Source organism: Erwinia sp. E602 (assembly GCF_018141005.1).
Lineage (GTDB): Bacteria > Pseudomonadota > Gammaproteobacteria > Enterobacterales > Enterobacteriaceae > Erwinia.
On record NZ_CP046582.1, the window covers coordinates 815,142 to 837,266 of the forward strand.

At 59.4% G+C, this 22,125-nt stretch carries 21 protein-coding genes; 15 read left to right on the forward strand and 6 right to left on the reverse strand.

Annotated features, from left to right (window positions below; all coding sequences use genetic code 11):
- Window positions 1-78: 78 nt before the first annotated feature.
- The 6 genes from gshB to metK all read right to left on the reverse strand — a co-directional run bounded on the left by gshB (window position 79) and on the right by metK (window position 6,488).
- Complete coding sequence (gene gshB, locus GKQ23_RS05135) at window positions 79-1,023, reverse strand: glutathione synthase (protein ID WP_056231776.1); 945 nt, start codon at window positions 1,021-1,023, stop codon at window positions 79-81.
- 54 nt (window positions 1,024-1,077) lie between these two features.
- A complete protein-coding gene (gene rsmE, locus GKQ23_RS05140) occupies window positions 1,078-1,809 on the reverse strand; it encodes a 16S rRNA (uracil(1498)-N(3))-methyltransferase (protein ID WP_056231779.1) in 732 nt (243 codons plus the stop codon).
- Window positions 1,810-1,862: 53 nt separating this feature from the next.
- Window positions 1,863-2,576: a deoxyribonuclease I gene (gene endA / locus GKQ23_RS05145; protein WP_056231781.1), complete on the reverse strand. Its 714-nt coding sequence runs from the start codon at window positions 2,574-2,576 to the stop codon at window positions 1,863-1,865.
- A gap of 119 nt (window positions 2,577-2,695) precedes the next feature.
- Window positions 2,696-3,208, reverse strand: a complete 513-nt coding sequence (locus GKQ23_RS05150) for a SprT family zinc-dependent metalloprotease (RefSeq protein ID WP_101505350.1) — start codon at window positions 3,206-3,208, stop codon at window positions 2,696-2,698.
- Window positions 3,209-3,457: 249 nt separating this feature from the next.
- A complete protein-coding gene (locus tag GKQ23_RS05155) occupies window positions 3,458-4,855 on the reverse strand; it encodes a sugar porter family MFS transporter (RefSeq protein ID WP_056231787.1) in 1,398 nt (465 codons plus the stop codon).
- Between the two features lie 478 nt (window positions 4,856-5,333).
- On the reverse strand, window positions 5,334-6,488 hold the full coding sequence (gene metK, locus GKQ23_RS05160) for a methionine adenosyltransferase (RefSeq protein WP_056231790.1): 1,155 nt from the start codon (window positions 6,486-6,488) through the stop codon (window positions 5,334-5,336).
- Window positions 6,489-7,310: 822 nt separating this feature from the next.
- Between metK and speA the strand changes: the two genes are divergently transcribed.
- The 15 genes from speA to GKQ23_RS05235 all read left to right on the forward strand — a co-directional run bounded on the left by speA (window position 7,311) and on the right by GKQ23_RS05235 (window position 22,109).
- A complete protein-coding gene (speA, locus tag GKQ23_RS05165) occupies window positions 7,311-9,287 on the forward strand; it encodes a biosynthetic arginine decarboxylase (protein WP_056231796.1) in 1,977 nt (658 codons plus the stop codon).
- 152 nt (window positions 9,288-9,439) lie between these two features.
- A complete protein-coding gene (speB, locus tag GKQ23_RS05170) occupies window positions 9,440-10,363 on the forward strand; it encodes an agmatinase (RefSeq protein ID WP_212409936.1) in 924 nt (307 codons plus the stop codon).
- 676 nt (window positions 10,364-11,039) lie between these two features.
- Window positions 11,040-11,360 (forward strand): non-heme iron oxygenase ferredoxin subunit, encoded by a 321-nt coding sequence (locus tag GKQ23_RS05175; protein WP_056231801.1) that lies wholly within the window; start codon window positions 11,040-11,042, stop codon window positions 11,358-11,360.
- A complete protein-coding gene (locus tag GKQ23_RS05180; RefSeq protein WP_212409937.1) occupies window positions 11,360-11,668 on the forward strand; it encodes a recombinase-like helix-turn-helix domain-containing protein in 309 nt (102 codons plus the stop codon). Before GKQ23_RS05175 ends, GKQ23_RS05180 begins: the two co-directional genes overlap by 1 nt.
- A 12-nt stretch (window positions 11,669-11,680) precedes the next feature.
- Window positions 11,681-12,709, forward strand: coding sequence for an aromatic ring-hydroxylating dioxygenase subunit alpha (locus GKQ23_RS05185; protein ID WP_212409938.1), 1,029 nt, complete (start codon window positions 11,681-11,683; stop codon window positions 12,707-12,709).
- Complete coding sequence (locus GKQ23_RS05190; RefSeq protein ID WP_212409939.1) at window positions 12,709-13,458, forward strand: SDR family oxidoreductase; 750 nt, start codon at window positions 12,709-12,711, stop codon at window positions 13,456-13,458. The genes GKQ23_RS05185 and GKQ23_RS05190 overlap by 1 nt, the downstream gene beginning before the upstream one ends.
- Window positions 13,459-13,473: 15 nt before the next feature.
- Complete coding sequence (locus GKQ23_RS05195) at window positions 13,474-14,265, forward strand: IclR family transcriptional regulator (protein WP_212409940.1); 792 nt, start codon at window positions 13,474-13,476, stop codon at window positions 14,263-14,265.
- 93 nt (window positions 14,266-14,358) lie between these two features.
- A complete protein-coding gene (locus tag GKQ23_RS05200) occupies window positions 14,359-15,288 on the forward strand; it encodes a VOC family protein (protein ID WP_212411562.1) in 930 nt (309 codons plus the stop codon).
- The gene (locus GKQ23_RS05205) at window positions 15,285-16,484 is read left to right on the forward strand and encodes an NAD(P)/FAD-dependent oxidoreductase (RefSeq protein ID WP_212409941.1); all 1,200 of its coding nucleotides are present in this window, start codon (window positions 15,285-15,287) and stop codon (window positions 16,482-16,484) included. Before GKQ23_RS05200 ends, GKQ23_RS05205 begins: the two co-directional genes overlap by 4 nt.
- Window positions 16,485-16,497: 13 nt before the next feature.
- Window positions 16,498-17,733: an MFS transporter gene (locus tag GKQ23_RS05210; RefSeq protein ID WP_212409942.1), complete on the forward strand. Its 1,236-nt coding sequence runs from the start codon at window positions 16,498-16,500 to the stop codon at window positions 17,731-17,733.
- A gap of 13 nt (window positions 17,734-17,746) precedes the next feature.
- Window positions 17,747-18,280: a cupin domain-containing protein gene (locus GKQ23_RS05215; protein WP_056231820.1), complete on the forward strand. Its 534-nt coding sequence runs from the start codon at window positions 17,747-17,749 to the stop codon at window positions 18,278-18,280.
- Window positions 18,277-19,059: an alpha/beta fold hydrolase gene (locus GKQ23_RS05220; RefSeq protein ID WP_212409943.1), complete on the forward strand. Its 783-nt coding sequence runs from the start codon at window positions 18,277-18,279 to the stop codon at window positions 19,057-19,059. Before GKQ23_RS05215 ends, GKQ23_RS05220 begins: the two co-directional genes overlap by 4 nt.
- Window positions 19,043-19,837, forward strand: coding sequence for an SDR family oxidoreductase (locus GKQ23_RS05225; RefSeq protein ID WP_212409944.1), 795 nt, complete (start codon window positions 19,043-19,045; stop codon window positions 19,835-19,837). The genes GKQ23_RS05220 and GKQ23_RS05225 overlap by 17 nt, the downstream gene beginning before the upstream one ends.
- A gap of 9 nt (window positions 19,838-19,846) precedes the next feature.
- The gene (locus tag GKQ23_RS05230) at window positions 19,847-20,629 is read left to right on the forward strand and encodes an aspartate dehydrogenase (protein WP_212409945.1); all 783 of its coding nucleotides are present in this window, start codon (window positions 19,847-19,849) and stop codon (window positions 20,627-20,629) included.
- A gap of 10 nt (window positions 20,630-20,639) precedes the next feature.
- Window positions 20,640-22,109, forward strand: a complete 1,470-nt coding sequence (locus tag GKQ23_RS05235; RefSeq protein ID WP_212409946.1) for an aldehyde dehydrogenase — start codon at window positions 20,640-20,642, stop codon at window positions 22,107-22,109.
- Window positions 22,110-22,125: the final 16 nt, after the last annotated feature.

The following is a 22,125-nucleotide window of genomic DNA, read 5'->3' on the forward strand; positions in this document are numbered from 1 at the left end:
GCAGTTCCAGCGCCCGGCTGAAACCAGACGGGCGGTGAAGGGGTGGGCACAGGGGCAACTCCGGCCCCACGGCGGCTATCAGGCCAGGCGTTTCTCGATGGCATCCATCAGCATACCGGTGATCGAGATCGGGAAGGCCGCTTCGATTTCACGAATACAGGTCGGGCTGGTGACGTTAATTTCCGTCAGGCGATCGCCGATGATGTCGAGGCCAACAAAGATCAGCCCTTTCTTTTTCAGCGTTGGGCCGATGGCGCGGGCAATCGCCCAGTCACTTTCGCTCAGCGGGCGCGCTTCACCACGGCCGCCGGCGGCCAGGTTGCCACGGGTTTCGCCGGATTTAGGGATACGCGCCAGGCAGTAAGGCACCGGCTCGCCATCAACCACTAATACGCGCTTGTCGCCATCTTTGATCGCCGGCAGGAAGTTCTGCGCCATGCAGTAGAAATTACCGTGCTCCGTCAGGGTCTCGATAATCACCGAGAGGTTAGGATCTTCCTTCTTCACGCGGAAGATAGAGGCACCGCCCATCCCGTCCAGCGGCTTAAGGATAATGTCGCCGTGCTGCTGCCAGAATTCGCGGATCTGGCTGGCGTTACGGGTCACCAGCGTGTCCGGCGTATGTTCGGCAAACCAGGCGGTGAACAGTTTTTCGTTACAGTCGCGCAGGCTCTGCGGTTTGTTGACGATCAGCGTGCCCTTATCTTCGGCGCGCTCCAGGATGTAGGTGGCGTAGATAAACTCGGTGTCAAACGGCGGATCTTTACGCATCAGCACCACGTTCAGGTCGGACAGCGCAATATCCTGCTCGCTGCCGAAGGTGAACCACTGCTCATAGTTTTGCTCAACGCTCAGCAGGCGGGTGCGCGCCCGGCCTTCACCGCCGCGCAGATAGAGATCGTTCATCTCCATATAATGGATTTCATAACCACGGCGCTGTGCTTCCAGCAGCATGGCAAAGCTGCTGTCTTTTTTGATATTAATCGACGTGATCGGGTCCATCACGATGCCAAGCTTTATCATTCTTTTCTCCGCTTTGCGTATTCTGACGCTCAGATTTGATGAAATTAACGGTGTTCAGCCCAGATCGCCAAAGCGAACCTGCAGCGCGGTAATGGCCGTAAGCGCGGTGGTTTCCGTTCGCAGCACCCGCGGCCCTAACAAAATATCGGTAAAGTCATGCCCGGCGGTCATGGCAATCTCAGCCGCGCTCAGCCCGCCTTCGGGGCCAATCAGCAGCCGCACGCGTTCCACCGGCAGCGGCAGCGTGTTGATGCTGTGTTCGGCTCTCGGATGCAGGTTTAACTTCAGGCCGGCTTCCGGCTCGCTGCACCAGGCTTCCAGCGTCATCGCCTCCCGGATCTCCGGCACGCGGTTGCGGCCACACTGCTCACAGGCAGCAATGGCGATCCTGTGCCACTGCTGCAGCTTTTTCGCCATACGTTCGGCGTCCAGCTTTACTCCACAGCGTTCAGAAAACAAGGGGGTGATAACATTAACCCCAAGTTCTACCGCTTTCTGGATGGTAAATTCCATTTTTTCACCGCGCGACATCACCTGGCCCAGGTGCAGATCCAGCGGCGATTCACGGCTGTCGGCGCGGACGTCACCAATACGCACGCGCACGTTTTTTTTATCCGCCTGCACGATTTCAGCGCTGAAGGCGCGATCGGAGCCATCAAATAACTCCAGAAACTGGCCTGGCACCATGCGCAGCACGCGGCCGACGTGGTTAGCGGCCTCATCGCAGAGCGCCGTTTCGCTACCCGGCTGCAGCGGCTCGGGGTGATAAATGCGGGGAATACGCATGGAAGTCCTGTAAAAGTTAAAAAAGTCGCTTTGTTCAGCGCGGTTAAGCCATTCTACCGCTGGCAGGCCTGCTGTACATAGGGGTTATGATTGCCCTGAACCCGGGCGATACGTTTATCACGTTCGCACTCCCAGCTATTAACCGGATTGAGCTTTGACCAGGCCGTCATCAACTGCGTCTGCTGGCTGGACATAGAAATTTTGTACTGGTCGCGCATATAGAACCAGGTGCGGGCAATCGCCCCACGCGCCTGCTGCGGCGGTTCCGCCAGCTTGTTCTTAAAGTCGACCTTCATCGCGCACTGGCCATACTGACCTTCGCCGCCGCGCCACTGGCCGTACATAAAGTTAGCACGGTCGCCGTTAACCTCGCCAACCGATGGCTGCAGATTGTGTAAATCAGACTCGATTCGGCGGTAACCGGCGTCTTTCGCACAGTTTTTGCGCCCGCCCTCCTGCCAGCACTGCAGCTGGTGGCCAAAGGTCCAGGCCGGGACCACGTGTTCCCACTCGATCCTGCTGGCGCGCTGTGCATTTTTTCTCACCTGATAGCCGCAGGAGGCGAGGTCAGGCGTGCCTTTCTTACCGGTCCAGCTGATTTTACAGCCGCAGTAGAAGCTGCCCGGCGCATCGGCGTTGATCTCTACCGCATAGGCCTTGGCCTGGCTGAAGCTGTTTTGTTGAAATTTATCGGGGTTCAGGGCATGGCTCAGCCCCGGTAAACAGGCCAGCACGGTCGCCAGCGGGAGGATTGTTTTGTGCAGCATATTCCGGAAAATCTGTCATTCATAAGGGGGCTGGAGAGTAACAGAAGTGCCGGAAATTGCGAATAATGGGCTTATAAATCAGCCATTTTTCGTCTGTATTACGGATTTATCTGGCGTGTTTACGCGTTTGGAAACTCGCCGGGCTGTAAAATATCGCCGCACTGCAGGCAGCGGTACTGGCTGTCGCCGCGCAGCACGCGGTTATGGCGGCGTACGGTGAGCTGATGCTGCTGGCAGCGGCAGCGGTAGGGAAACACGTTGCTGCGCACCGAGTTGATGGCGAACTGATGGGTACGGCGGGCGGGAACGCCAAGCACGTTCTCCATCATCCATTTCCACTCTTTGCCGTGCGGTGCCACGCGGCCAAAGTGTTTCCACACCAGCAGGTGGGCCAGCTCGTGCGGCACGACTTCATCAATAAACGCCTGCTGGTTTTCCAGCAGCAGCACCGGGTTCAGGCGGATTTCCCAGCTTTCCAGCCATGCGGTACCGGCGGCGGTGCCGCGCTGCTGCCAGACCACCTTCGGTTCCGGATAATTGCGCTCCAGCCGCTGGTTGGCCTGCTGCAGCTTGTCGCGCAGCGAGCGCATCACGGCCTGCTGCAGGGCGATGGGAAGTCGTTGAGGTTTCATCTGGCAGAGAATACGGGGGCAGGGAGGGGAACACAAGGAGGAACGCAAGCGGGGAAGCGTCAGGGATGCAGGGGCGAGTACTGAGCGGCGCGGACGTAAGTAACCGACGAGAACAGGCGGGGTGGGGAAGAGCCTGGCGGGCGGGCAGTGCAATTGTACAGCGGGAGCGCCTGCTAAAACGGGCCAGCGGTTAAGCTGGCCCGTTGACAGCCGGAGTGACGTTCCGGCAGCAGGCTGAAAGAGCGAGGATTAGTCGCGCTGGCCGATATCGCGCAGCTTTTTTCCGCTCAGCAGGTTGCGCTCGATGTGCTCCAGCGAGACGTTCTTGGTCTCCGGGATCAGCCAGATGGTCAGCAGGATAAACAGCACGTTCAGCCCGGCGTAGACCCAGAAGGTGTTGGCGTTGCCCAGCGTGTTCAGCATGGTCAGGAAGGTCGCCCCGACGATCATATTGGCGATCCAGTTGGTGGCGGTAGAGACGGTAATACCGAAGTCACGCCCCTTCAGCGGCTGGATCTCAGAGCAGAGCACCCAGATCAGCGGACCGGCGCTCATGGCAAAACCGACGATAAACATCAGCAGCATCGCCACGGCAAAGTACTGCGCGCCGGCGGAGTGAATGCCGATATGCAGCATGGTGCCGAGGATGCCCATGCCCAGTGCCATCACCAGGAAGCCCAGCTTCAGCGTCGGCTTACGTCCCCAGCGGTCCACCAGACCAATGGCGATAAAGGTCGCCAGCACGTTAACCAGGCCGACGATCACCGTGCCCCACATCTGCTGGGTGGTGTTGGCAAAGCCGGCAATTTCAAAGATTTTCGGCGCGTAATACATGATCACGTTCATGCCGGTAAACTGCTGCATCACCTGCAGACCGACGCCCAGATACACTGCCCGACGGAAGTTGCCGTTGCTGCGGAACAGCTGCCAGCCGGACTGTTTGATTTTCAGACTTTCACGGATCTCATCCAGTTCGCGTTTGGCCTGCTCGCTGGTATCCCGCAGCCGGTCCAGCACGCGCTGGGCATCGCGAAAGTTGCCTTTCGCCGCCAGCCAGCGCGGGCTGTTGGGCAGGAAGAACACGCCGACTAACAGCAGCAGGGCCGGAATAGTAATGATGCCGAGCATCCAGCGCCACTCGCCGCTGGCGCTGAAGGCGGTGTCGGAGAGGTAAGCGGCCAGTATGCCGATGGTGATCATCAGCTGGTACAGCGAGATCATGCTGCCGCGGATCTTCTCGGGCGCGATTTCAGACAGGTACAGCGGCGCGGTGTAGGAGGCCACGCCAACCGCCAGCCCCAGCAGCACGCGGGCGACGATCAGCATTTCAGGGTTCGGCGCCATCGCCGACCACAGGGAACCGATCACGAACAGCACCGCCCCGATCATCAGGCTCTTCTTACGCCCGAGGTAGGAGGAGAGCCAGCCGCTGCCGACCGCACCGATCGCCGCACCAAACATCATTGAGCTGACGATCCACTCCTGCTGGTGGGCCGTGACGGAAAAGTCTTTCGCGATGAACGGCAGCGCGCCGGCAATCACGCCGATATCCAGGCCGAACAGCAGGCCGGCCAGCGCGGCGAGGAAGCAGACAAACAGGGTCATGGTCTTGTTTGACGTTCTGCTGCGTTTGTTATTATCAGGCATAGCGCCTCCGTTAAATAAAACTGTTATAGGTTGTTTTAAGCGTAGAAAACCGGGGTGCGTATCGCGTGCGACAGATCACACTGATGTAATCGGTTACAAGCTGAAATATCTGAAAACACCTTGCCAAAGCACACCCGGCGTGAAAATGAAGTTAAACCATAGCAGCTTATTGCTTCGCTGCTTAACCTGCAGAGCGCCTGGCAGATGGCGCTGAAAATGGCGCATTTTAAGGTAAAGTCAGCGATTTTAGTAATGTTAATGACAGGAAAAATAAGGAAAATAGTTAGTGTAACCGTTACCATTTTCATTTTAAGAATTTCCTGTACCGATCGGCCAGTGAAAACCCATTAAGCGGCAAGGAACAAGTGACCTGCCGCTGAGGCAGGCCAGCAGTTTATCGGTGAGAAAAGGGGGGGAGAGCGGTGAGCGGCAGGCAAAAAAAAGGGCGCCCGCAGGCGCCCTGATGACCGGCCGGAACTTACTTCAGGCCAGCCGCATCGCGCAGCAGCGCGGCTTTGTCAGTTTTTTCCCACGGGAAATGCTCGCGACCAAAGTGGCCGTAGGCAGCGGTTTCGCGGTAGATCGGGTGCAGCAGGTCGAGCATTTCGATCAGGCCATACGGGCGCAGTTCAAAGAACTCGCGAACCAGCAGGGTCAGTTGCTCGCTGGGAACTTTACCGGTACCGAAGGTTTCCACCATGATGGAGGTGGGTTCAGCCACGCCAATCGCGTAGGAAATCTGGATCTCACAGCGGTCGGCCAGGCCGGCGGCCACGATGTTTTTCGCCACGTAACGCGCGGCGTAGGCTGCAGAACGGTCAACCTTTGACGGATCCTTACCGGAGAACGCACCACCGCCGTGACGGGCCATGCCGCCGTAGGTATCAACGATGATTTTACGCCCGGTCAGGCCGCAGTCGCCCATCGGGCCGCCGATCACAAAGCGACCGGTTGGGTTGATGTGGTATTTGGTGCTGGCGTTGATCCACTCCGCAGGCAGAACCGGCTTGATGATCTCTTCCATCACTGCTTCACGCAGATCGCTGGTCGACACGTCTTCAGAATGCTGGGTTGACAGCACCACCGCGTCGATACCGACAATTTTGCCGTCATCGTACTGGAAGGTGATCTGGCTTTTCGCATCCGGGCGCAGCCACGGCAGGCTGCCGCTCTTACGCACTTCTGACTGGCGCTGCACCAGACGGTGCGCGTAGGTCACCGGCGCTGGCATCAGCACGTCGGTCTCGTTGGTGGCGTAGCCAAACATCAGGCCCTGGTCACCGGCACCCTGCTCCAGCGGATCGCTGCGGTCAACGCCCTGATTGATATCCGGTGACTGCTTGCCAATCGCGCTCAGTACCGCGCAGGAGTTGGCATCAAAGCCCATATCAGAATGAACATAGCCGATATCGCGTACGGTCTGACGGGTGATCTCTTCGATATCCACCCATGCGCTGGTGGTGATTTCACCGCCAACCAGAACCATACCGGTCTTCACATAGGTTTCGCAGGCCACACGGGCTTTCGGGTCCTGCTCGAGGATGGCATCAAGCACGGCATCAGAGATCTGATCGGCGATTTTATCGGGATGTCCTTCTGATACGGACTCGGATGTAAAAAGGTGTTTAGCCATTTTATTCTTTACCTTGAATATTCGGGTTAAAAATCGACTGCATAGCGCGAAGACTGGAAACCAGCCCGGAGACTCAGACTCAGCGCCCCCACAGGCAAAGCCATGAGCAGTACAGATGTACGGTAAAACAGGACGCTTAGAAGTTAACCAGTATAGACGGATTAACATCTGGACGGCTATTCTAGGTTAGTCATTAAGCGGATTGCCAGCATTTTTTGATGGAAGGACGGTTTTCGCCGGGCTGAAAAGTGGCAAAAAATCCTGACAGAGGGCGCATTTGACATAATTTCATTTTGCAATTGATGCCGTCGGGCTGTATAAAACGCCGTTGCCCATGACGATGACGTTGTTTCGGCACCCGGCCCGTCAGCGACGAACCCCTCGTGCTGGCTTTCACCCGCAGATTTTGTCTTTACCGCACGCCGTCCGGTGTGTGTGGAGGTGATAACAGTAATGAACCAGGATGTTATCCAGTCAGGTCATTTACGCCACGCCGGCGTACTCTCCGCCCCTTCATTTCGATCGTCTTTTCGCTCTTTTTGTCGATGTTTTATGCGCGTTGGTCATAATCCCGACACTGGCGCAGGCTAATCTTCTCGACAGTGTGACCCGGTTCTCTCAGATTATCCTGAGAGTTGTCGCTGTGCTTCTCTGACTCGTACTACGGAGTCCGCCACGTGTTTTACAATGTTATACTGCAGAAACCGAGTTTTGCGGTGTTTCAGTCCGCCTGGCTGAAAATTTGCGCTATGGGTAAGTGGCCGCAGCAGCAGGGTGCTGCCGCGGTAAGCTGTATTGATTCATTACCATTTGAGGTCTGCGATGTCTGACGACATGAAAACAATCAAGGGTTCGTCAGCTGGCGAACAGGGTGCACTCCGCTCAATGCAGGAGGTGGCCATGAGCGATCGCGATGCCAGCAAAATGCTGCGCACCTACAATATTGCCTGGTGGGGCAATAACTACTACGACGTTAACGAACTGGGGCATATCAGCGTTTGTCCCGATCCGGACGTGCCGGAAGCTCGCGTCGACCTGGCGAAGCTGGTCAAAGAGCGCGAGGCCGAAGGCCAGCGCCTGCCGGCGCTGTTCTGCTTCCCGCAGATCCTGCAGCACCGCCTGCGCTCCATTAACGCGGCGTTTAAGCGCGCGCGCGAGTCATACGGCTACCGCGGCGACTACTTCCTCGTCTATCCGATCAAGGTTAACCAGCACAAGCGCGTCATTGAATCGCTGATCAACTCCGGCGAACCGCTGGGGCTGGAAGCCGGCTCGAAGGCCGAGCTGATGGCGGTGCTGGCGCATGCCGGCATGACCCGTTCGGTGATCGTCTGTAACGGCTACAAAGACCGCGAATATATCCGCCTGGCGCTGATCGGCGAGAAGATGGGCCACAAGGTCTATCTGGTGCTGGAGAAGATGACCGAAGTTAAGCTGGTGCTGGAAGAAGCCGAGCGCCTGAACGTGGTGCCACGGCTGGGCATTCGTGCGCGCCTGGCGTCGCAGGGCTCTGGTAAGTGGCAGTCGAGCGGCGGTGAAAAATCCAAGTTTGGCCTGTCAGCCACCCAGGTACTGAAGCTGGTGGATATTATGCGCGAAGCCGGGCGTATCGAGAGCCTGCAGCTGCTGCACTTCCATCTCGGTTCGCAGATGGCCAATATTCGCGACATCGCCACCGGCGTGCGCGAGTCGGCACGTTTCTACGTTGAGCTGGCCAAGCTGGGCGTCAACATTCAGTGCTTTGACGTCGGCGGTGGCCTTGGCGTCGACTATGAAGGCACCCGTTCGCAGAGCGACTGCTCGGTCAACTATGGCCTGAACGAATATGCCAACAACGTGATCTGGGCTATCGGTGACGCCTGCGAAGAGCATAACCTGCCGCACCCGACGGTGATCACCGAGTCCGGCCGTGCGGTCACCGCGCACCACACCGTGCTGGTCTCCAATATTATCGGCGTTGAGCGCAACGAGTTCAGCGAGCCGCAGGCTCCGGCCGCCGACTCACCGCGCCCGATCGCCAGCCTGTGGGATACCTGGCAGGAGATGCACGAGCCGAATAACCGCCGCTCGCTGCGCGAATGGCTGCATGACAGCCAGATGGATCTGTTCGACATCCATACCGGCTACTCACAGGGCACCTACGATCTGACCCAGCGTGCCTGGGCCGAGCAGCTTTATCTCAGCATCTGTCACTATATCCAGCAGCACCTGGACCCGAGCAACCGCGCGCACCGCCCGGTGATCGACGAGCTGCAGGAGCGCATGGCCGATAAGATTTACGTCAACTTCTCGCTGTTCCAGTCGATGCCGGACGCGTGGGGCATCGACCAGCTGTTCCCGGTGTTGCCGCTGGAAGGCCTGGACAAGGTGCCGGAGCGCCGTGCGGTGCTGCTGGATATCACCTGTGACTCTGACGGCACCATCGATCACTATATCGACGGTGACGGCATTGCCACCACCATGCCGATGCCGGAGTACGACGTGGAAAACCCACCGATGCTCGGCTTCTTTATGGTCGGTGCCTATCAGGAGATCCTCGGCAATATGCACAACCTGTTCGGTGATACCGAAGCGGTGGACGTGTTTGCCTTCGCCGACGGTTCGATCGAAGTGCAGCTGTCAGACGAAGGTGATACGGTCGCCGATATGCTGGAGTACGTGCAGCTGAAGCCGGACGAGCTGCTGACCCACTTCCGCAACCAGATTAAGCAGAGCGACCTCGACGACGATCTGCGTGCGCAGTTCCTCGAAGAGTTTGAGGCCGGGCTGTACGGGTATACTTACCTGGAAGACGAGTAACAGAATTTTTATCACTAACGGCGGCGGGCGATCCCGCCGGTAAACACACTATCCCTTCCTCGTCGGGTTAACGACGCGGTGGGGATTTTTTTTAGCGCAATAAGCACATCCGCACCGCAACCAACCGGTGCTTAAGAAAGAAAGGAGTGGTTATGAATACCAACACGTTAGGCAATCAGTACGACAACTCGCTGGTGTCCAACGCCTTCGGTTTTCTGCGTTTCCCGCTGAACTTCCAGCCGTATGACAGCAACGCCGAGTGGGTGATCACCGGCGTGCCGTTTGATGCTGCCACCTCAGGCCGTCCGGGCAGCCGCCTGGGGCCGGGGGCAATCCGCCAGATCTCAACGAACCTGGCGTGGGAAGGCTGCCGCTGGCCGTGGGAGTTTGACCTGCGCCAGCGCCTGAACGTGATCGACTGCGGTGACCTGGTGTACGCCTTCGGTGACGCGCAGGACTTCAGCGACAAGCTGCAGGCGCACGCCGAGAAGCTGCTGGCCAGCGGCAAGCGCATGCTGACCTTCGGCGGCGATCATTACATCACGCTGCCGCTGCTGCGCGCGCATGCAAAAACCTTCGGCAAAATGGCGCTGATCCACTTCGATGCGCATACCGATACTTACTCCAACGGCCCAACCTTTGACCACGGCACCATGTTCTGGACCGCGCCGCAGGAAGGGCTGATCGATCCGGCGCATTCGGTGCAGATCGGTATCCGCACCGAGTTCGATAAGTCACTGGGCTTTAACGTGCTGGATGCCGCGCAGGTCAACGATCGCAGCGTTGATGACATCATCGCCGAGGTGAAGCAGATCGTCGGTGATATGCCGGTCTATCTGACCTTCGACATTGACTGCCTGGATCCGGCGCACGCGCCGGGCACCGGTACGCCGGTGATTGGCGGCCTGACCAGCGATAAAGCCAGCAAACTGGTGCGCGGCCTGCAGGGGCTGAATATCGTCGGCATGGATCTGGTGGAAGTGGCGCCTGGCTACGACCAGTCGGATATTACCGCGCTGGCGGCTGCCAGCCTGGCGCTGGATATGCTGCACGTGCAGGCGGCCAATAAGGGCTGAGCCTGTAACGCGACACCCTGCCGATCGTAACGGGGCAGCCAGCCGCTGCCCCGTTTTATCTCTCTTGCTGGCCTCTCACCATGATTATGCGGTCTGCTGTTCCGGGTCCGCGCACTGTCTGATTTTTACTCCCATTCTCCTGAACTGCGCCGTTTCATCCCTTAGTTCCCCTGAGTCAACAACCCGGATCCCGTGTTTCCCAATGCTGACAGCAACTGGACAGTCTCTGATATTTTTTATTTTTTCTAATCATTCTGGCAGGCTAAAAGGTGAGTTTGTTATTTTAAATGATTTTTTTCGACGGGTTCTGGCGGTTTTTCTGTATTTAAGGTGAGATATTTTTTGTCATTACATGTTTTTGTTGTTTTTTAAATGATGTCTTTTACTATTTTGAAGTTGTTTTTTCGGCGTTTTCTAAATGTTTTATTTGCAGTAATTTTTTTTAATCCATTGTTTTTAATGGTTAAGGTTGTTTTGTTTTTTTTGTTTGTTTATTCTATTGATTCTGATTTGTTTTATATTTTCGTGATCTCTTGCACAGTTGCTCCAGATATTCTCGTCAATCCTGTTTATTGCCAGTTTTGCATATTGCTTATTCCTCCTCTGGTTATATATTGGCCGTGTTGAATGTGAGACAGCGTTTCAAATATGAAACTGATGGCGGGGGCAGGAAATAATGAACTGGAAAACGGTATGCAGTCTCTCGCAGGTACGGGAGGATTTTCCCTACGCGGGTAATGTCAGCGGTAAAGAGATCGGTATTTATCAGGTTGAGGGTGAGTTTTATGCCATGGAAGATATCTGTCCGCACGCCTGGGCTCTGCTGAGCCAGGGATTTGTCGAGGACGGGAAAGTGGAGTGCCCGCTGCACGAAGCCGTATTTGATATCAAAACCGGGCGCTGTCTGCGTGAACCCGGCGGACGCGACCTGCAGATTTATCCGTTGCGGGTGGTGGATAACCAGATCCAGATTGCATTAATCGGGGAGGAACAGTGATGAGCAGTGATACCGATTTTAATCCTTATCTGCCGGGCAGCGCCCAGTTTTTGCCGCCAGGAGAGGGCGGTAATGGTGCCATCCATCATCCGGGCAATTATCAGAATATTATCTGGCAGACCCGCCAGCGGCAGCCTGACAAGTTTGAAATCGCGCTGATCGCTGCACTGGAGTCGCTGTTTGAACAGGGCCAGGAGACCGTCGCAGGGTTGGTTCTGGCGCTGAATCAGCAACGCGTATTTGACCGTAGCGGCAGCGCCTGGACGGAAGCCAGCTTCTGCGATTTCTTACGTATTAACGGCTACTGAGCGGAGGTCATCATGGGCGATACAGAACACTATCTTAATCAGGGGTTGCGCGGGCTGTGGTATCCGGTGCTGGCCAGCTGGGAAGTCCAGTCGGCTCCGGTCGGTATCACTCGCCTTGGGCAACAGATCGTCGTCTGGCGTAATCAACAGGGCGAACTGCAGGCGCTGGAAGATCGCTGCCCGCACCGCGGTGCTCGCTTATCGATGGGCTGGAACCTCGGTGACCGTATTGCCTGCTGGTATCACGGTATCGAAGTTGCCGGCAGCGGTACGGTAAAAGATGTGCCTGCGGTAGCAGGCTGTCCGCTGGCGGGCCGGCAGTGTGTGCGTACGTATACGATTCAGGAAGCGCATGGTGCAATCTTTATCTGGTTTGGTGTTACGGCAGATCAGCCGGCCAGTGAACTGGTGTTCCCGGAAGAACTGGCTGATGGTGAGCACTACAGCAACTTTCTGTGCACCGCAGCCTGGAACTGTAACTACCAGTATGCGCTGGAAAACGTGATGGACCCGATGCACGGCACCTACCTCCACTCCTCTTCACACTCGATGGCCGAAGGCGATCGTCAGGCTGAAATGTCACTCCAGCCCACCGACACCGGTTTTATTTTTCAGAAAGAGGGGCAGAAAGGGGTCAACTTCGACTGGGTGGAGTTTGGCGAAAGCGGCGCGCAGTGGATGCGGCTGTCGATCCCTTACCGGAAGCGCTTCGGGCCGGGCGGGCATTTCTGGATCGTCGGCATGGTGGTACCGGAAGATGAGAACCGCTGCCGGGTGTTCTTCTGGCGTATCCGCCAGGTCAGTGGCTGGCAGCGTGATATGTGGCGCTTCCTCTACCGCAACCGGCTGGAAGGGCTGCACTGGGACGTGCTGGAGCAGGATCGTGTGGTGCTGGAAAACCTGGCCCCGGATGCCCGCCAGCATGAGTTCCTGTACCAGCACGATGTCGGGCTCTCCCGTCTGCGCCGCATGATGCAGAAGGCTGCACGGCAGCAGCTGGGGCAGCTGGCCGAACATCCGGAAGTCAGGGAGCCACGGTGATGAGCGGGCTACTGGCGGGAAAACGCATCGTGGTGACCGGGGCGGCACGCGGACTGGGCTGGCAGTTTGCGCAGGATATTGCGGCACAGGGGGCAACGCTGGTGATGCTCGATATCCTGGCGGATGAGCTGCAGCGCCGTTGTGCCGATCTGCTCCAGCAGGGGTACCAGGCTGAGCATCTTAGCGTGGATATCTCAGACCCCGGATCGGTGACGGCGGCATTTGCCACCCTTGCCCGTGGCGGTGGAATTGATGGCCTGGTCAATAATGCCGGGCTGGCAACCGGTGTCGGTGGTAAAAACCTGCTGGATCACGATATCGAACTGTGGGATCGCGTGATGCAGGTCAACGTGCGTGGCACCTGGCTGGTGAGCCGGGCAGCTGTGCCGCTGATGTCGTCAGGGAGTGCCATCGTCAATGTGGCTTCTGATACGGCGCTGTGGGGGGCACCCCGTCTGCTGGCATACGTTGCCAGCAAGGGGGCGATTATTGCCATGACCCGCTCAATGGCGCGGGAACTGGGCGAACGCCGGCTGCGGGTGAATGCCATTGCGCCAGGCCTGACGCGGGTTTCAGCCACCGATTATGTCCCCGCTGCGCGCCATCAGCTCTACGAACAGGGGCGGGCCCTGGCCGGGGAGCAGCATCCGCAGGATGTCAGCGGCAGCGTGGTGTGGCTGCTCTCCGGGTTGTCCGGCTTTGTGACCGGGCAGCTGCTGCCGGTCAACGGCGGTTTTGTCTTTAACTAGGGAGCGAAGGCTGTCATGGACGAACAACCGCAGGGCTGCCGTTATCTGATGCCTGGCCTGCAGCGGGGATTGCAGCTGCTGCTGGCATTTGGTGAACAGCATCGCGAGATGACCTTTGCCGAGCTGCACCGGCTGGTGGATATGCCAAAAGCCAGTGCCTGGCGTGTGGTACAGACCCTTGAACACCTTGGCTTCATTGAGCGCAACCCGCGTAATGGCACCTACAAGCCGGGCATCATGATCCTGCGGCTGGGGTTCGAATATATCGCGTCACTGGACGTCGCGCAGCTCGGCCAGCCGGTGATTGAACGGCTGCGTGACCTCAGCCAGTGCAGCAGCCACCTGGCGATTCGCGATGGCTGTGACCTGATCTACATCGCCCGGGTCAGTGCCGCCAATGCCAGGGTGAATCAGGTCAGTATCGGTACGCGGCTGCCGGTACAGCGTACCTCGCTGGGGCGTATGTTGCTGACCGGCGTCAGCCGCGATGACTTTGAGCAGCTGTTTCCGCGCCCGATGTTGCCGGGCAATGCGCACGGCGATGTGCAGGATCGCGAAGGGTTATGGCAGATGGTGCAGGACGACAGGGCGCGCGGCTATGTGATTGGTGAGTCGTTCTTTCGCCGCGGCATCTCATCGATTGTCTATCCGGTATTTAACCGTGTGGGCAGCGTGGTGGCAGTGATCAGCATTATGGTGCCGGTCGATGAGATCCCGGCCGGTAACCGGCCGCGATTACAACAGCTGGTGGCGGAGGCCGCCGCAAAAATCTCGGGCTTACTGGGGCACCACCCGCCCGCAGAGTAGCTCTGTTCCGGATGACTATCGGGCGCGCGCCGCGCGCCGGGGGCGTCTGCACGCCGAAATTCTGAAAACTGACGATTATTGAGGCAATTAATTATGAGCATCACCGGCATCGAAAAGCTTGAATTTGGCGTGGAAGACCCGGCGCTGTGCAGCAAATTTATTACCGATTTTGGCCTGTCGGCCGCGGGTGAAGCCGGCAGTCACCACTATCAGACGCTGAGTGGCGCACAGGTGGCTTTCTACCCGATCGACGATCCGCAACTGCCCCCGGCGTTTGAGGCCGGTTCCACGCTGCGTCGCATCACCTGGGGAGTAACCGATGCGGCGGCGCTCGCCGCCGTGCGACAGCGTTTGTGTGAGCTGCCTGATTTTAGCGAACAGGACGGTGTGCTCAGCTGTTGCGACCCGAACGGCATGACCCTGCGGGTGGCGATTGGCCGCCAGCAGCCGGTCAGCCTGCCGGTGCTGCCGATCAATCAGTGGGGTGATATACGCCGGGTGGATCGGCCCAGTCCGGTGTACCAGCAGGCTACTCCGATCAATATCGGTCATGTGGTGTTCTTCGTCACTGACCTGGCACAAACTGAGCGCTTCTATCGTGAGCTGCTGGGCTTCCAGGTTTCAGACCGCTATGTCGATCGCGCCGTGTTTTTACGCTGTGGTGTTCACGGCGGCCATCACAATCTGTTTCTGTTGCAACTGCCCGGCGGCAAACGCGGGCTGAATCATGTGGCCTTCACCGTGCGCGATATCCATGAAGTGATCGGCGGTGGCCTGGCGATGAATAAGCAGCAGTGGAGCACCTTCATTGGTCCAGGTCGCCACCCGGTCTCCTCGGCCTATTTCTGGTACGTCAACAGCCCGACGGGCGGTGCGTTTGAGTACTACACCAACGAAGACTGGCTGACTGAAAACTGGCAGCCACGGGAGCTGGAGCACTCGCTGACCTCGTTTACTGAATGGGCGGTGGAGGGGGGGATCGACTACACCACGCGTCGCCAGCAGAAGGAGAATATACGATGAGCGCCGGGATGGTGATTATCGGCGGTGGCCAGGCCGCAGGCTGGGCGGCGAAAACGCTGCGCGATAGCGGTTATCAGGGAACGATTAGTGTCATCAGCGATGAACCCTGGGATTTTTACGAGCGGCCACCGCTCTCCAAACGAGCACTGCTGGAAGCCGACGCCCCGCTGAGTCGTCTGTTCAGTGAAGAGCAGCAGGCGGCACTGGATCTGACCTGGTATCGCCCGCTGCGTGCGGAAAGTATTCAGCGGCAGCAGAAATCGGTGCTGCTGAGTAACGGTCAGTCCGTGCCCTACGACCGTCTGCTGATTGCCACCGGCAGTCGTCCGCGTCTGCCGGGGCGCGAGTGGCAGAATCATCCGCGCGTTCATACCCTGCGCAGCTGGCATGACGCGCTGTCCCTGAAGTCCGCTCTGGCTGACTGCCGACAGCTGGCGGTGGTCGGGGGAGGCTGGATCGGCCTGGAGATTGCCGCCTCGGCACGCAGCCTCGGGATTGCGGTGACGCTGTATGAACGGCAGCCGGCCCTCTGCCAGCGCAGTGTCGATCCGGCTGTTTCACAGGCTTTACTGGCGTTGCACCAGCAACAGGGGGTCAGCATTCATTGCGATTGTGGCGAGATGCGGCTCGCTCATCAGCACGGATTGCCGCAAATCAGCTGTGACCGGGTGCCGTTACGGTCGTTTGATCGGGTGGTGGTCGGGGTCGGGGTGGAACTCAATCTGGAACTGGCGCAGCAGGCTGGGCTGGAGGTCGGCAACGGCATTGTGATCGACGATCGCGGGCAAACCAGCGATCCGGCGATTTATGCCGTGGGTGACGTGGCGCGACATCCGCGCTTTGGCTTCTCACTGCAGTCCTGGGCTTTTGCGCAGAATCAGGCGATTGCCACCGCGAGAGCACTGCTCGACCCCGCTGCACCGGTTTACGACGAGATCCCGTGGTTATGGTCAGATCAGTATGGCATCAACATGCAGATCCTCGGCCTGCCGCAGGGGCAAGGCAAAACCGTGGTACGCCAGCAAAGTGACAGCACGCTGTGGTTCCGCCTGGGCGAGGACAACTGCCTGCAGCAGCTGGTGAGCTTTAATGACGCGCGCAGCATTAAGCTGGCGAAACGCTGGATCGGTACGCAGCGGCCACTGGATGCGCAGCAGCTTGCCGATCCGGCGTTTTCGCTGATGACGCTGCGCTGAACGGGGAGGAGCTATGATCGCCACTGAACATCCGTTAAACCCCGCTCAGGGTAGCGTTGCTGCCAGCGAACCGGTTCGCTGGTCGATACCGCTGGCGCTGTTTGCCTGCGTACTGCTGGCCTTCTTCGATAAAGTCAGTATTGCCGCGCTGTTTTCCGATACCCACTTTCAGCAGGCGATGGGGCTGAACTTCGACACGACCCGCCTGGGGCTGCTGCTGAGTGCGTTTCTGCTCAGCTACGGCTGCTCGTCGATGTTGTTGAGCGGGCTGGGCGATCGCGTTGATCCACTGAAGCTGCTGAGTGGGCTCATGGTGCTGTGGTGCCTGCTGATGCTGGCGATGGGCCTGTGCCACTCTTACCGTATCATGCTGCTGCTGCGCATTACGCTTGGCGTGGCAGAGGGGCCACTGTTTCCGCTGGCTTTTGCGGTGGTGCGCCACAATTTCCCCCGTCACCTGCAGGCACGCGCCACCATGTTATGGCTGCTGGGTACGCCACTCGGGGCGGCGATTGGCTTCCCGCTGTCGCTGTTTATCCTCAACCATTTCGGCTGGCAGTGGACCTTCTTCTGTATGTCGCTGCTGACGGTGCCGGTGCTGGTGTGCATCCGCCTGGCGCTGCGTAACCTTAAGCGTGGCGAAGTCTCTCCGACGCTGGCCCGGCCACGCAGGATGGCGCGTTCCGTACTGTACCGTAACGGTCACTTCTGGCTGATCTGCCTGTTCAATATCGCGTTTCTTACCTACCTGTGGGGGATCAACGGCTGGCTGCCCAGCTACCTGGTGGAGGGAAGGGGTATCAACCTGGGGCAGGTGGGCTGGCTTTCATCGTTGCCGTTTATCGCCATGCTGATCGGGGAAGGCGTGGGTGCCTGGATCTCCGACCGTATCGATCGCCGGGCGCTGGCCTGTTTTATCTCACTGGCTGGCGCAGCGCTTGGTTTGCTGACGGTGCTGCACCTGCGGCAGACCGGGTTGTTAATCACCGCGATGAGTGTCAGCACCTTTCTGTGGGGAGCCGGGGCACCCAATATCTTTGCTCTGCTGGCGAAAGCCACCCCGCCGGAGGTCAGCGCGACTGCCGGTGGCATTTTCAACGGGCTGGGAAATGTTGCCGGCGCGCTGGCCCCGCTGGTGATGGGCATGCTGATTGCGTCCACGCACAGCATGGATAGCGGACTGATGTTTCTGGTGGTGATGGCCGCGCTGGGATGCGTGCTGTTGCTGCCGCTGTTGCAACGTTACTGAGGAGTGACAAGCTATGTCAGAGACTGAAAAAACGGCCGTCAAACCGGCAGGCATCCCGATGGATGCCTGGGTGGAATCACGTATCGCGCGTTTTAGCGGGCGTAAATATGACTGGAGTGCGCTGAAGTTCCAGGCAGATTTCGATCCGAAATACCGCCGGGCGCAGATGCGTTACATCGGAACCGGGGCAACCGGCGTTGCGGCTGATGGCAATACCGTGGAGGCAGAACATTTCACCTTCTCTACCATGGTGCTGCCAGCCGGGTGTGAAGGCCCGCTGCATCTGCACGACGATGTCGAAGAGGTATTCTTTATGCTGAAAGGCAGCATCACGCTGATGGTGAAAGAGGGCGATAACTACTGCGAAACCGTACTTAACGAACGCGATCTGATCTCGGTGCCTGCCGGGGTGTACCGTGGCTTATTAAATCACGGTGAAGAGGAAGCGCTGATGTGCGTCATGCTCGGCTGCGCTAAACCGCGTATCCCCACCTATCCTGCCGATCATCCGCTGGCGGGTGTTAAGCGTAACCCGGTCGCCTCATGACCGCCTGGCAGGAGAGCGGAACGGGGCCGGCACTGGTGCTGCTGCATGGCATCAGCTCCGGCAGCGCCAGCTGGCACAGGCAGCTGAACGATCCGCAGCTGCAACGTTGCTGCCGCATACTGGCGTGGGACGCCCCCGGATACGGCGACAGCGCTCCCCTGGCGGCAGAAAAACCGACGGCGGCCTGCTATGCCGGAGCGCTGGCGCGGATGCTCGATGCGGCAGGGGTCGGGCAGGCGGTGGTGGTCGGGCATTCGCTGGGGGCGTTGATCGCCTGTGCGTTTGCGGTGCGTTACCCGGAACGGGTCAGCCGTCTGGTGCTGGCCGATCCGGCACAGGGATATGGCGGTGCACCGCCTGCAAAGCAGCAGGAGATTATTCATCAGCGTCAGCAACAGCTGGCGGGCGGGCTGGAACAGATGGCGCAGCAGCGCGCCCCCGCCTTATTACGCCCGCAGGCCGATGAGTGCGATGTTGCCACGGTGGCCAAAGGCATGCGGCGGCTGAACGTGGCGGGCTTTCTGCAGGCGGTCTCGCTGCTGGCGCAGGGTGATATTCACCACTGGCTGGCAGAAATCCGGCTGCCCGTCGAGGTGTGGTGCGGCGATCGTGATGCGATTACGCCGCCTGCCGGCGCACAGGCGCTGGCTTACCGCTGGGGGGTACCATTTGTGACTATTCCCCTGGCCGGCCATGCCAGCTATCTCGACGGCGCGGCGTTTTTCAACCGTCAGCTGCTGAGGCTGTTCACAGGAGAAGGTGATGAATTTACAGATTAAGGGGCGGGTGGCGGTCGTCACCGGTGGCTCCTCCGGTATTGGGTTTGCCACCGTGAAACTGCTGCTGGCGGCAGAGGCAAAAGTCGCCTTCTGCGGCCGCGATCGGGAGCGGCTGGCCAGTGCCGAGGTGGCGCTGCGCGAGGCGTTCCCTCATGCTGAGATGCTGCCTTACTGCTGTGACGTGCTGGATCCGCAGCAGGTCGGCCGCTTTGCACAGCAGGTGGGTCGCGAGTTTGGCGCGGTGGATATGCTGATCAACAACGCCGGGCAGGGCTATGTCGCTCACTTTGACGCCACGCCACATGAGGCCTGGCTACGGGAGGCGGGGCTGAAACTGTTCGGGGTAATCCACCCGCTGCAGGCGTTTCTGCCACTGCTCGAGCAGTCGGATATCGCGTCTGTGACCTGCGTGAATTCGCTGCTGGCACGCCAGCCTGAACCGCACATGATCGCCACGTCGGCGGCACGGGCTGCGTTGCTGAATATGACGCTGAACCTGTCTAACGAGCTGATCGTTAAGGGCGTGCGGATCAATTCGATTTTACTGGGCATGGTGGAGTCCGGCCAGTGGCGTCGTCGCTATCAGCAGCGTCAGGATCCGGTGCAGAGCTGGGAGGCCTGGACTGCGGAGCTGGCCACAGAACGCGGTATTCCGATGGGGCGGCTGGGGAAACCGGAGGAAGCGGCGCAGGCGTTGCTGTTCCTGGCTTCACCGCTGGCTTCCTTTACCACCGGTGCCGCGCTGGATGTGTCCGGCGGCTTCGCCCGCCAGCTATAGGGATCGCCGATGAAAAAAATAGTGTTGATTGGCTACGGCGCGATGGCGCAGGAGCTGATTGCCCGCCTGCCGGAGGGCGTTTGCGTCGGCTGGATTGTGGCACGCGAACACCATCATGCCGCTATCCGCCTGCGCTTTGGCGGTGAGGTTACTCCCCTGCTGTCGCCCCTTGCGTGCCCGGGAAGGCCCGATCTGGTGCTGGAGTGCGCCAGCCAGCAGGCGGTTGCTGACTTCGGCCAGGGGGTACTGCAACGCGGCTGGCGGCTGGCGGTGATCTCTACCGGTGCGCTGGCAGACGATGCCCTGTATCGGCGTTTGCGCCAGGCGGCCAGCGCCGGGGGGGGCCGCCTGACGCTGCTTTCCGGGGCGGTAGCGGGCCTTGACGGGTTGACCAGCGCACGAGAGGGCGGCCTGGATAGCGTGCTTTATCAGTCCTGTAAAAACCCGCTCAGCTGGCGCGGAAGCCTGGCAGAGACGCTGATCGATCTCGACGCAGTCCGCCATCGGGAGGTGTTTTTTCGCGGCAGCGCCCGGGAAGCCGCGCTGCGTTTTCCCGCCAATGCCAACGTGGCTGCCACCATTGCGCTGGCGGGGATCGGTTTGGATCGCACACGGGTTGAGCTGATCGTTGATCCTGACACGCAGTGCAACTGTCACCGCGTCCATGCCGGTGGTGGATTTGGCGAACTGTACCTGGAGATCCACGCTCATCCGCTGCCTTCCAGTCCGAAAACGTCAATGCTCGCGGCGCTGAGTGCTGTTCAGGCCTGTCGCCAGTTGCTGGATCTCTGAAGGAGTCCTCATGGAAAATCTGAAACTCTACCTGGCCGGAAGCTGGCGCGAAGGGGGCGGAGAACGCTTCTGCAGTACCTTTCCCGCCGACGGCTCAGTCAATGGCTGGCTGCGGGCTGCCAGTCTGGAGGATGTGGAGCTGGCGGTACAGGCGGGTGAGCGTGCCTGGCGCGATCCGCACTGGCGCAGCATGCCTGGCCATCAGCGCGCAGCCATTTTACATCGGGCGGGCGATCTGATCGCCGCACGGCTGGAGCCACTGGCCGAGCTGCAAACCCGCGATAACGGCAAGCCACTGGCGGAAACGCGCGGGCTGGTGGCCAGTGCGGCAGCCACCGCCCACTACTTTGCCGCCGCCTGTGAGGTGCTCGAGGGGGAATTGCCGCCTCAGCGCAGCCGCGAGGTGATGACCTTCAGCACCTGGGAGCCGATCGGGGTGGTAGCGGCTGTCACCCCGTGGAACTCACCGATAGCCAGTGAGATGCAGAAAGTCGCGCCGGCGCTGGCGGCGGGTAACGCGGTAATGCTGAAACCGGCCGAGGCTACGCCGCTGATGGCACTGCAGCTGGCGGCAATCTTTGAGGAGGCAGGCCTCCCCCCTGGACTGTTCAGCGTGCTGCCGGGTAAGGGCAGCATTGTGGGTGATGCACTGGTGCGCCACCCGCTGGTGAAAAAAATCTCGTTTACCGGCGGTACCCGCACCGGGCGGGCGCTGGCGCATATTGCGGCCGACAGGCTGATTGGCACCTCGCTGGAGTTAGGCGGGAAGTCACCCACCATCGTGCTGGCAGATGCAGATATCGAACAGGCGGCGCGGGGGATCTGCTACGGCATCTTCAGCTCGGCAGGCCAGGCGTGCATTGCCGGTGCGCGGCTGTTTGTGCACCGTTCCGTCTGGCGGCCGCTGCTGGACCGTCTGCTGCAACTGACCCGGGGACTGCGCCTCGGGAATCCGCTGCAGGCCGGGATTCATATGGGGCCGCTAATCTCCCCGCAGCACCGGCAGTCAGTTGCTGACTATGTGGCGCTGGCGCGCCGTGAGGGGGGGGAAATCTTATGTGGCGGTGAGATCCCTGCGGACCCGGCGCTGGCGGCGGGTAACTGGTTCCAGCCGACCATCATCACCGGATTAAGCAACGCCGCGCAGGTCTGTCAGGAGGAGATTTTCGGCCCGGTGCTGGTGGCGATGCCGTTTGATGATGAGGAGGCGCTGATCGCCGCGGCCAACCATTCGGTCTACGGCCTGGCCGCTGGGATCTGGACGCGGGATGTCACCCGGGCGCTGGCGCTGGCCGCGCGGCTGGAGGCCGGCACGGTGTGGATTAACACCTACAAAGTATTTTCAGTCTCCACGCCGTTTGGTGGTGTTAAACAGAGCGGCCTCGGGCGGGAAAAAGGGCTACAGGGGCTGCGTGCCTGGATGCAGCAGAAAAGCATCTATCTGGCCACGGGCCCAACGATCAACCACTGGAGCGATTAACTGATGGGAAGCAAAC